The 10,247-nt window shown below is 59.4% G+C and carries 9 protein-coding genes; all 9 read left to right on the top strand.

Going from position 1 to position 10,247, the window contains the following annotated elements; all coding sequences use genetic code 11:
• Window positions 1–280 precede the first annotated feature (280 nt).
• Complete coding sequence (gene purB / locus HQL63_14880) at window positions 281–1,654, top strand: adenylosuccinate lyase (protein MBF0178109.1); 1,374 nt, start codon at window positions 281–283, stop codon at window positions 1,652–1,654.
• A 177-nt stretch (window positions 1,655–1,831) separates the two neighbouring features.
• Window positions 1,832–2,929, top strand: a complete 1,098-nt coding sequence (locus tag HQL63_14875) for a radical SAM protein (GenBank protein MBF0178108.1) — start codon at window positions 1,832–1,834, stop codon at window positions 2,927–2,929.
• A gap of 138 nt (window positions 2,930–3,067) precedes the next feature.
• On the top strand, window positions 3,068–4,075 hold the full coding sequence (locus HQL63_14870; GenBank protein ID MBF0178107.1) for an NAD-dependent epimerase/dehydratase family protein: 1,008 nt from the start codon (window positions 3,068–3,070) through the stop codon (window positions 4,073–4,075).
• Complete coding sequence (zapE, locus tag HQL63_14865; protein ID MBF0178106.1) at window positions 4,072–5,349, top strand: cell division protein ZapE; 1,278 nt, start codon at window positions 4,072–4,074, stop codon at window positions 5,347–5,349. The genes HQL63_14870 and zapE overlap by 4 nt, the downstream gene beginning before the upstream one ends.
• 360 nt (window positions 5,350–5,709) lie before the next feature.
• A complete protein-coding gene (locus tag HQL63_14860; GenBank protein MBF0178105.1) occupies window positions 5,710–6,783 on the top strand; it encodes a LemA family protein in 1,074 nt (357 codons plus the stop codon).
• Window positions 6,780–7,670, top strand: a complete 891-nt coding sequence (mamB, locus tag HQL63_14855; GenBank protein ID MBF0178104.1) for a magnetosome biogenesis CDF transporter MamB — start codon at window positions 6,780–6,782, stop codon at window positions 7,668–7,670. The genes HQL63_14860 and mamB overlap by 4 nt, the downstream gene beginning before the upstream one ends.
• A 29-nt stretch (window positions 7,671–7,699) precedes the next feature.
• Entirely contained in the window at window positions 7,700–8,344 is a 645-nt protein-coding gene (locus tag HQL63_14850; protein ID MBF0178103.1) for a hypothetical protein, read from the top strand.
• A gap of 7 nt (window positions 8,345–8,351) precedes the next feature.
• Entirely contained in the window at window positions 8,352–8,858 is a 507-nt protein-coding gene (locus tag HQL63_14845) for a magnetochrome domain-containing protein (protein MBF0178102.1), read from the top strand.
• A gap of 12 nt (window positions 8,859–8,870) precedes the next feature.
• A partial coding sequence (locus HQL63_14840) for a hypothetical protein (protein ID MBF0178101.1) occupies window positions 8,871–10,247 on the top strand: 1,377 nt, incomplete at its 3' end.

The raw sequence follows: 10,247 nt of genomic DNA, 5'->3' as shown, positions 1-10,247 counted from the left end.
CTTTGTCAGGGCTTCGCCCCGAACCCCACCAGGACTCTGTCCTGGACTTGCCAGGGAGCCAGCCCCCTGGACCCCGATTCGTGGTCGGGTACTGAGATTGGTAACTATTCAGTACCCTTTCAAAAAAAGCTCTGGATATGAAAGCCTTTGTCAGGGTTTCGCCCCGAACCCCACCAGGACTCTGTCCTGGACCTGCCAGGAAGCCAGCCCCCCGGACCCCGATGCGTGGCCGGGTGGTGAGTCGTTACGTTTTTTCAAACGTTTTTTGGAGAGCAACCGCATGGATCTCAACGCACTGACCGCGCTTTCGCCTTTGGATGGTCGTTATGGCAACAAGGTTGCCGATTTGCGCCTCCTCTTTTCCGAGTTTGGTTTGATTCGTTTTCGGGTTTTGGTGGAGTTGCGCTGGCTGGAGGCTCTGGCCGATGAGGCGCATATTCCCGAGATTCCGCCTTTTACCGAAGCGAGTCGGGCGGTGCTGGCCGACATTGGCCGTGCGTTTTCGGAACAGGATGCCATGCGGGTCAAGGCGATCGAGGCAACCACCAACCACGACGTGAAGGCGGTGGAATATTTTCTCAAGGAGCGCATAGCCGGTACGCCGGTGGCCCCTTTTGCCGAGTTTTTGCATTTTGCCTGCACCTCCGAGGATATCAACAATCTGGCCCATGCCCTGATGCTGCGCGAGGCGCGGGAAAAAATTCTTCTGCCCATCATGGATCGGGTGATCCGGGGTATCGCGGATTTGGCCCGGCAGCATAAAAATCAGGCCATGTTGGCCCGTACTCACGGGCAGCCGGCCACGCCGACCACCCTGGGCAAGGAGATGGCCAACGTGGTGGCGCGTCTGCACCGGCAGCGGGAGGTGTTTGCCGCCACGCCGATTCCTGGCAAGATCAATGGGGCCGTGGGCAATTTCAATGCCCATGTGGTGGCCTGTCCGGAGGTTGATTGGCCCCGACTGGCAGAACGGTTTGTTCAGGATCTGGGCCTGAGCTGGCAACCACTGACCACCCAGATCGAACCGCACGACGGCATGGCGGAGTTGTTCCAGGCCTTGAGCCGTTTCAACACCGTTCTGCTCGATTTCAACCGGGATGTATGGACCTACATCTCCATGGGCTATTTTCGGCAGAAGAGCAAGGCCGGCGAGGTGGGCTCTTCGACCATGCCCCACAAGGTCAACCCCATCGATTTTGAAAATTCCGAGGGCAATCTGGGCATGGCCAACGCCATTCTAAGCCATATGGCGGGCAAGTTGCCGCTTTCGCGTTTGCAGCGGGATTTGACCGACTCCACGGTGCTGCGCAACATGGGGGTTGGCTGCGGATATACCGTGCTGGCCTGTGACTCCACCCTGAAGGGGATCGGCAAACTGGAAGCAGATCCGCAACGCATGGCCGGAGATTTGCAAGAGGCCTGGGAAGTGCTGGCCGAACCGATTCAGACCGTCATGCGACGCTATGGGGTTCCGGAGCCCTATGAGCGGCTCAAGGCGTTGACCCGGAACCGGCAGGTGACCCGGGACTCCTTGGCGGCATTCATCCAGGGGCTGGAAATTCCGGACGCAGCCAAGGCGGGTTTGTTGCAGTTGACGCCGGCAGGTTACGTCGGATTGGCCGCCTCCCTGGTTGACCGGATGCCGGATTGTTAAAATCAAGGTCACTGTTTGGCACCCTTTCAAAAAAAGCTTTGACATGAAAGATTTTGTCGGGGCTTTAAAAGCTTTGACATGAAAAATTTTGTCGGGGCTTTGCCCCGAACCCCACCAGGAGGAAGGGCACAGCCCTTCCTCCTGGACCTCCATCCCAGTCTTTCAACCGTGCAACCCATGACCGACCTTTACCACATCGATAGCCACAAGCTGATGTACCACCCGGCCCGCACCGCCGAACTGCTGGCTGTGGGTGACGTATGGGAGAGGGCCAGGAAGGTCTATCCGATCTACGTGGAGATTTCTCCCATGGGGGCCTGCAACCACCGCTGCACGTTTTGCGCGGTGGATTATGTCGGTTATGCTCCCAACCGCCTGGAGCTGGAGGTGATGCGGCAGCGTTTGCCGGAGATGGGGAGACTCGGTGTCAAAAGCGTCATGTATGGCGGCGAGGGAGAGCCTTTGCTGCACAAGGAGATCGGCACGCTCATTCGTTTGACGCATGCCGCCGGGATCGATGTGGCTCTGACCACCAACGCCAGTGTTATGCCGGCGGATTTTTTGGAGCAGGCCCTGCCGCATCTGGCCTGGATGAAGGTCTCCATCAATGCCGGCACCCCGGCGACATATGCACGGATTCATCGTACCAGAGAGCGGGATTTTCAGCAGGTGGTGGACCATTTGACGGCAGCGGTGGCCCATAAACGTTCGACAGGCTTGACCTGCACCATGGGGGCGCAATCCCTCCTGCTGCCGGAAAATGCCGGGGAGATGGTCCAACTGGCCCGTCTGTGCCGGGACGAAGTGGGTCTAGATTATCTGGTGATCAAGCCATACTCCCAACACATGTTCAGCCAGACGCGCCAGTACAGCCAACTGGATTACCAGGAACTTTTGGCTCTCGATGAGCAGTTGCACGGCCTGGATAGCGACCGTTTTCAAGTCATCTTCCGCGCTGCGACCATGCGCAAATATACGGAGACGGATCGTTATGACCGCTGCCTCGCCACCCCCTTTTTGTGGGCATACATCATGGCGGATGGAACGGTCTCCGGTTGCAGCGCCTTTTTGTTGGACAAGCGTTTTGAATATGGCAACATCAACGACAACACCTTCCAGGAGATCTGGGAGGGGGAGAGGCGCCATCAGGGATTTGAATTCGTTCGCCACCAACTGGATATTGGCGAGTGTCGGCGCAATTGCCGCATGGATGCCATCAACCGCTATCTTTTCCAGATAACCTCTGGTGGCGTTGCGCACGTCAATTTCATCTGAACATGAAAGCCTTTGTCAGGGCTTCGCCCTGAACCCCACCAGGACTCTGTCCTGGACCTGCCAGGGAGCCAGCCCCCTGGACTCCGATTCGTCAGCTTTTTTCATGGCTTGGCCGTTTTTTTTGGGAGAGTTTGTTCCATGCTTACGTTGGTCACCGGGGGTGCCGGTTTTATCGGCAGTCATCTCTGTCAGTTGCTCCTCGACGAGGGGCACACCGTGCGGCTGGTGGATGATTTTTCCACGGGCCGGATGGAGAATGTGCGGGCATATGCCGACAATCCCCGCCTGAGTGTTCATCGGGTCAGTATTCTGCGACGGGAAGATCTGGATTCCTGCCTGGCCGGGGTGGAGTGGGTTTTTCACCTGGCCGGCGTGGCAGACATTGTTCCTTCCATCGAGCAGCCGGAGCGCTACTTTGCCGTCAACGTCCAGGGTACTCTCAATCTTTTGGAGAGCGCCCGGGCCGCTGGCGTGCAACGGTTGGTTTATGCGGCCTCTTCTTCCTCCTACGGCATTCCGGATTGTTATCCGACACCGGAGACGGCTCCCATGCGGGCCCAATATCCCTACGCCCTGACCAAGCATATGGGCGAGGAGCTTGTGTTGCATTGGGCGCGGACCTACCGTTTGCCAGCCGTGGCGCTGCGGCTTTTCAATGTTTATGGGCCACGCTCGCGGACCACCGGGGCCTATGGGGCGGTGTTTGGTGTCTTTCTGGCGCAAATTCTCAACAACAAGCCCTTGACCGTGGTGGGTGATGGAACCCAGAGCCGGGATTTTACCTTTGTGACCGATGTGGCCCGGGCTTTTCTCGCGGCGGCGGCTTCGCAAGTGACCGGCGAAGCCATGAATGTGGGCAGTGGTGCCCACCAAAGTGTCAATCGGCTTGTGGAGTTGCTGGGGGGACGGGATGTGGTGTACCTCCCCAAACGTCCCGGCGAACCCGACATCACCTTTGCCGATACCCGCAAGATTGAGGATTTACTGGGGTGGAAAGCTCGGGTTTCCTTCGCTGACGGTGTGGCACGCATGTTGGGGCACCTGGAAGATTGGCGTACTGCGCCGGTATGGGAACCAGATTCCATCGCCAAGGCCACGGAAACCTGGTTTTGTTACCTGGGGCAGGGCAAGGGTGAGCGCGCATGAATCCGGTATTGATCTCGAGTTTTCTGGGTGTTGTCTTGTTCCTGGCAGTTATTGTTGGCGTAGTGGCCATGACCTTGCGGTGGTGCAGAATGCGCAAGGGGAGTGTGACTCCAGACGGAGTGGCAGTCATCGCGCCACCACAAACTGCGCTGGCCAGGGAATCGACCGAGGCTGGCGCTGCCAGCGGGTCGGACGTGCCCGCCGGGTCTGATCTGGTGACCCCCAGCCGTCTCTACCACGAGATGATGGAAGATGGGAGACTGCACCCCGATGCGGATCAGGCTGCCGTTTTGCCCATTCTGGATCAACTGGTGGTGGCCTTGCATCGACCGGCGGTGCGGGGTGTATGGCGTGGGGTGGGGATTTGGCGCATGGAGAGCCATCATCCCGTGCCCAGGGGGCTCTATCTGTATGGTTCGGTCGGGCGTGGCAAATCCATGCTCATGCAGCTGATCTTCGATGCCACGGAGATCACCGCCAAGCGGCGGGTGCACTTTCAACCTTTCATGCGCGAGTTGCAGGAGCGGATGCACCAGAACAAACCACCCCAGGGGGTGGATTTGATGCTCCACATCGCCAGTCAGATTGCCACCGAAGCCAGACTGCTCTGTTTTGATGAATTTTGCGTCAGCAACATTGCCGACGCCATGTTGCTGGGACGCCTGCTGGAGGCATTGTTCAAGTGTGGAGTGACCTTGTGCGCCACCAGCAACTGGCCCCCCGAGGATCTCTACCAGGAGGGTCTCAACCGGGGTCGCTTCATGCCGTTCATCAAAATTTTGACCGACCACGCCCAGGCCGTCAACCTCTCCCAGGGGGCGGATTGGCGTCGCAGCCGGGTTGGTGAAGATGTGGACGCATATGAAGAGATCGGCACCCCTGATGCCCTGTACGCCCAATTGACCGGGGTGGCCCCGGAACCGGCTTGGGTGACTCTGGAAGGGGTGAAGATCGAAGCCTGTGGCGAGAATAAAAAGGTGTATTGGTTTGATTTCCATGTCTTGTGCAATCAGGCCATCGGCGTGGCCGAATACATGGAGCTGGTGCAGTTGACCCGTGCCGTCATCATCTCCGGCGTACCCAAATTGGGTCCGGAGGCTGCCGATGCCGCCATGCGTCTGGTCGTTCTGATCGACCTTCTCTATGAGAGCCGCATTCCCTTGCGTATTTTCAGTGCCGTACCCCTGGATCGGCTGTGTGAAACGGGGCCAGTGGCGTTTTCTTTCCAGAGATCCGTTTCACGCATGCACGAATTGATGCGTTTGTTGAAATAGAGACCCTGATAAAAAAAACGTTTGAAAGACTGGGATGGGGGTCCAGGGGGAAGGGCTGCGCCCTTCCCCCTGGTGGGGTCCGGGGCGAAGCCCCGATGAAGGCTTTCCTGTCAAAACTTTTTTTGAATGAGACCATGCCGGGTCCGGGATTTTCGTCGGATCGACCGTTTGCATATTCCTGGAGTTGGGATACGATACCGGGTACGATGCGCTGCGGTTTCGTTTGCCATCTTCTTTTTTTCCGCTGCCTGGATCCGGTTCTGGAGGGGTTGTGCCCGGCTGGCCGGTGCCGGTGTGGGGACATCGGGTGGATGGCGGAGGGATCCGACACTTTTTTCCAGGAAGATCACCGGCCCGGTCATGACCAACGCAAACAAGAACAACGAAGATTTGGACTCCTATATGGCAGAACCGCTCAACGACGAGCGGTTGCGGCGCATGAAGCGCCTTTTGCGCGACATGTACCGGGAGGAGTTCACGACGCAAAAGTTGCGTCTTCCCCCGATCAAGGCCCGTTTTCTCATCCTGACGCTCTCTTTTGTCTCCATTCTCGTGTTCGGGGTTACGACGCTTTATAATTTCAACCGGTTTGTCACCCTGGAGGAACGGGTGCTGTCGGCGGAAGGTCATGTTCAGGACGTGTTGCAGCGGCGGCGGAATTTGTTTCACAACCTGATCAACATGACCTTGAACAATGCCGTGTTTGAAGGGGAGATCGTGCAGCAGGTCACCGATCGACGTACCGAGATTGGCCGGGGAAGGGAGGGCGACTCCCCGGTTGCCCATGCACCGCCGCCTGCCATCGACAAGGGGGCTTTGGCACGGCTCATGGGAGACGGAGAGCTGGGCAAGGAAGCGATGGGCCAACTCCTGGCCATCGCCGAGCAATATCCCAGCGTGACTACCACCGTGACCTACCAGCAGTTGATGGACAAACTGGTTGAAATGGAAGACCGCATTTCCCACCGGCGCGATGAATACAATGAAGAGGTGCGGATCTACAACACCCTGATCACGTCGTTTCCCTGGTATTTTCTGGCCAGGGTGACCGGTTTCCGGCGGGCTGAGTACTACCATGCCACGCATACGGAAGTACCAACCATGGCTCCGGATGGGTTTCTTCGTTTGTTGCCCCCCAAAACGGTTGCGGCTTCCAAAAAGGCGCTCCCGACCACGCCGCCGACTGAGCGGTCGACTGGGCAGCCGGGCGTTCAACAGCCGGTCGGGCAGCCGGGCGTTCAACAGCCGGTCGGGCAGCCGGGCGTTCAAAGGCAGGAATCGACCGGACAGTCGGTTGTGGCGTCGGATGGGCCGCCCCCAGTGCCATGGGTGACGCCGCCCGTTTTGACTCTGGAGAAGCCGGCGACTGAATCGCCGGTCGAAAGTGATGCGGCAGGTGGAAAGGTGGAGAAGGGGAGTGATCGGAAGCCATGAGACATGACCGTTGTAAATCCTGTTACCATGAGCACGTCTGGTACTCCATTGCCAACAACGTGTTTTTGGTTCTCTACAAGGGGGTGATGGGGGTCATGACGGGGTGTCAGGCGTTGATTGCCGATGCCTTTCACTCCTCGGCGGACCTGATCGCTTCGATCATCACCCTGTTCAGTCTGAAGATTTCCGAGAAGCCGCCCGATGCCGATCACCACTATGGGCATGGCAAGATTCAATTTCTCTCTTCCTCCATCGTCGGGCTGATCCTGCTGGTCGGGGGCATTTTCATCCTGATCAATGCCCTCAGCTCGGTGGTGTCCGGAACCTATGCCGAACCGGACCCGATCGCCCTGTTGGGGGCGGCGGTCTCGGTGCTCATGAACGAATTTTTGTTTCGTTATCAAAGCTGCGTGGGCCGCGAAAACAACAGTCCGGCCATCATGGCCAACGCCTGGGATAACCGTTCTGATGCCTTCTCCTCCACGGCGGTGCTGATTGGTATCGGGTTGGCCACCTTTGGTCTGCCCATCGCCGATCCTTTGGCGGCCATTGGTGTTTCCATGGTGGTGGCCAAGATTGGCATCGATCTCATTCTGGAGGCCATCGATGGCCTGATGGATGCCTCCCTGGGCATGGACGAGCTCAAGGTCATTCATGCCGTGGTCAACAAGGTGCCGGGGATACGGGGCGTCTCCTATATGCGCGGTCGGACCATGGGGGACAGATTACATGTGGAGGTCGATGTCATGGTTCCCGATACCCTCAAGGTCTATGAAGGGGATCTGATCGTCGAACTTCTGCGTCAGCGCATCATGACCGAGGTGGAGCACATGGGCGAGTTGGAGATATTTCTCTCGCCGGTCGAGATCACCGAGGGAGCGGGATGAAGGAAGGGAACGGGTGTTGAGTCACAGTCATGAAGATTGAAGAGTGGATCGGTTTGTTCGGGGTGGTTTTTTTGCTGGTCGTTGTTTTTTTGGCGGTCATGCCTCGTGACGCCCGCGAACCGCCTTCGGCCTCTGGCGTGGCGGCGGAACCGGTCAAGCTGACCGTGCCGCAGGCCGGGTTTGTGGGATCTCCCTCCCCGGACGGCGGTTCGCTGCCGGCTTTTCCCGGGATGGGACAGATGTTGAACGTGGCCGCCACCCGGCCCATGGCGCCGGAAGCGGACCTGACCCCGGTTCCGGTTCCGACCCCGACCGAAGGGGCGGCGCCGGCCCAGCCTGGTTTGATGCCCTTTGAACGGGCGCCCATGGTTCGTTTTACCGGAACGATCCAGCAGATCACGGAGATGCCTCAGCAGGATCGGCAGATGCATATCTGGATCCATGCCGGAGCCGGCGTGGAGAGCCACATCAGCGTGGGGCCGCAATGGTTTTTGAGCTATCTGGGTTGCGACCTGCGCCACGACCAGCAGGTCACCGGCAAGGGATTTCGCTTCGATCGCTCCAGTCTGAACTCCAATCCGGTCATCTACGCCAAGCAAATGCTGGTCAACGGACGCTGGTGCCAACTGCGCAACGATGAAGGGTTTGCTTTGTGGTCCAATCAGTTGCGGTAAATTCAGGATGAATAATCGGCGACCGAACCGGGGTGGACCCCTTGCCAGCATACTGATGGTGCTGATCATCCTGGGGGCCGGGGGAGCCTTCTACGAGAGGTACAAGGAGACCTTGGCGGAGTGGACCCGCAGCCGGGTACCCCGTTTCATACGTGGAGAGATTCTGGGCTCCCTGCCCGCGCCCACCGAGCCGACCTTGCCGGAGCAGGTGATCGACACACTTCAGGTGAAGCCGACCCGGTCGCCCAAGATGGTGGTCAAGCGGTTGCCCATCATAGCCCGCAATGCGCACATGCCGCATGCCTACTGGGGGCCTTGCACCCGGTGTCATTTGATTCAGGGAGGCGCCCCGCCTGGCAGTCAACCGATCACCCCGGTGGGGAAGGTGTTGGAACAGGTTTCGACGATCTACAAGATCGGTCCCCCCATTCTGCCCGACTCCACCCGTCACCACCCGGCGGCAGGTCGGTGCATCAAATGTCATGATATTGTCGTCCAGATGCCTGCCCGTTAACGGGAGACTTTCATGTCGGAACAACTTGTCACGCTGATCGTAACCCCCGGTACTGCCTGGTCGCTGGCGGTGTTTGTCTTGTTATTGGGTTTTTTGGAGTGGGGCAATCTGATCTACTTTCGCTTGCGCAGCGTGCGGCAGCAACTGGACCAGGCCTTGGATCTGTTGGCCTCGGCGCCGGAGGATGCAGAGGAGTTTGCCGGGGCGTTTCGCACCCTGAGCGCCAAATGGGGTGCCATCCCTTTTTATCGGCTCACCTGGAGTGCGTTTCGGGGCACGGTGGTCACGCCGACGGAAGGGGGAGGGGTGCGGGCTCTGGTGCGGGCGACCACCCTGTTTGACCCGGAGGTGCTGCTGCCCATGGCCCTGCCCATCCGGCGGATGCGAGCGGTGCCACTGTTTTTGCTGGGCACCGGGATCCTGTTGTCCTCGATGGTTCTGTTGACCACCCTGCTGCTTTATCTGCGGGGCGCGACCCCCGGCGACAGCGCCGCTGTACAGGCGGCTGTCCAGAATGTTTGGCGGCATCTCCCCTTGCAACTGGTGCCAGCGGCCATGGGGGTGTTCGTTGCCGTTTGGATTGCATTGGAAAATCGGCGCCACATGGCCGGGCTGGAGGCACGGATTGCCCGTTTTGCCCAGGAGTTGGAGTCCCGGGTGGGGTATATGGCCGGCGCCACCCTGCTGATGGATCACTTGCGCAGTGAAGGCGATCATGCAGGAGATCGTGTCCGGTTTACGCTGCCGCCGAACTGGGTGGCATCGTTGGCGGAGGGGTTGAACGGGGCGCTGGCAGCGCGGGAGAGCGATCAGCAGGGCCGGACGGAACGGGTATTGTCGGAGGGGTTGGCCGAGTTGGCGCAGGGTCGGGAGAAGGATCGCGCTCTGTTGCGCACCCTGACCGAACATACGGAGCGGATCGTCCGCTACCTGGAGGGGAAGTGGCAACGGGAGGTCCAGGAGAGTCTGGAACCGGTGTTGCAGAGGTTGGGGCGCAACGATGAGCGTTGGGAGACCCTTTTCAAGTCGCTGGAGAAGGGGGGACAACGGCAGACGGAGGATTTGGCGCGGCTGGCCCAACGCCTGGCAGAGATTCAGGAGGCGACGGCCCGGGATCTGGATCAGTCGGTGAGCGCCGTGGTCGATGCGGTCGGCAGCCGGATGGGAAGCACGCTGCGGGAGCAGATGGGACGGCTTGTGGAGGAGTTGGGCGCCGGACGGAGCAGCCGCGACCAGGCGTTACGAGAGTCGTTCCAGGAGCAGATGGGACGGCTTGTGGAGGAGTTGGGCGCCGGACGGAGCAGCCGCGACCAGGCGTTACGAGAGTCGTTCCAGGAGCAGATGGGACGGCTTGTGGAGGAGCTGGGCGCCGGACGGAGCAGCCGCGAC

Source organism: Magnetococcales bacterium (assembly GCA_015231175.1).
Classification (GTDB): Bacteria; Pseudomonadota; Magnetococcia; order Magnetococcales; family DC0425bin3; genus HA3dbin3.
Note: the sequence above shows the minus strand (reverse complement) of the source record. Positions and strands in the feature narration are given on the sequence as shown.

Bases quoted from the DNA above. Each gene is read 5' to 3' on its own strand.
- zapE (MBF0178106.1), top strand. From the start codon at position 4,072: ATGAATCCGGTATTGATCTCGAGTTTTCTGGGTGTTGTCTTGTTCCTG.
- HQL63_14870 (MBF0178107.1), top strand. From the start codon at position 3,068: ATGCTTACGTTGGTCACCGGGGGTGCCGGTTTTATCGGCAGTCATCTC.
- purB (MBF0178109.1), top strand. From the start codon at position 281: ATGGATCTCAACGCACTGACCGCGCTTTCGCCTTTGGATGGTCGTTAT.
- HQL63_14845 (MBF0178102.1), top strand. From the start codon at position 8,352: ATGAATAATCGGCGACCGAACCGGGGTGGACCCCTTGCCAGCATACTG.
- HQL63_14850 (MBF0178103.1), top strand. From the start codon at position 7,700: ATGAAGATTGAAGAGTGGATCGGTTTGTTCGGGGTGGTTTTTTTGCTG.
- mamB (MBF0178104.1), top strand. From the start codon at position 6,780: ATGAGACATGACCGTTGTAAATCCTGTTACCATGAGCACGTCTGGTAC.
- HQL63_14875 (MBF0178108.1), top strand. From the start codon at position 1,832: ATGACCGACCTTTACCACATCGATAGCCACAAGCTGATGTACCACCCG.
- HQL63_14860 (MBF0178105.1), top strand. From the start codon at position 5,710: ATGACCAACGCAAACAAGAACAACGAAGATTTGGACTCCTATATGGCA.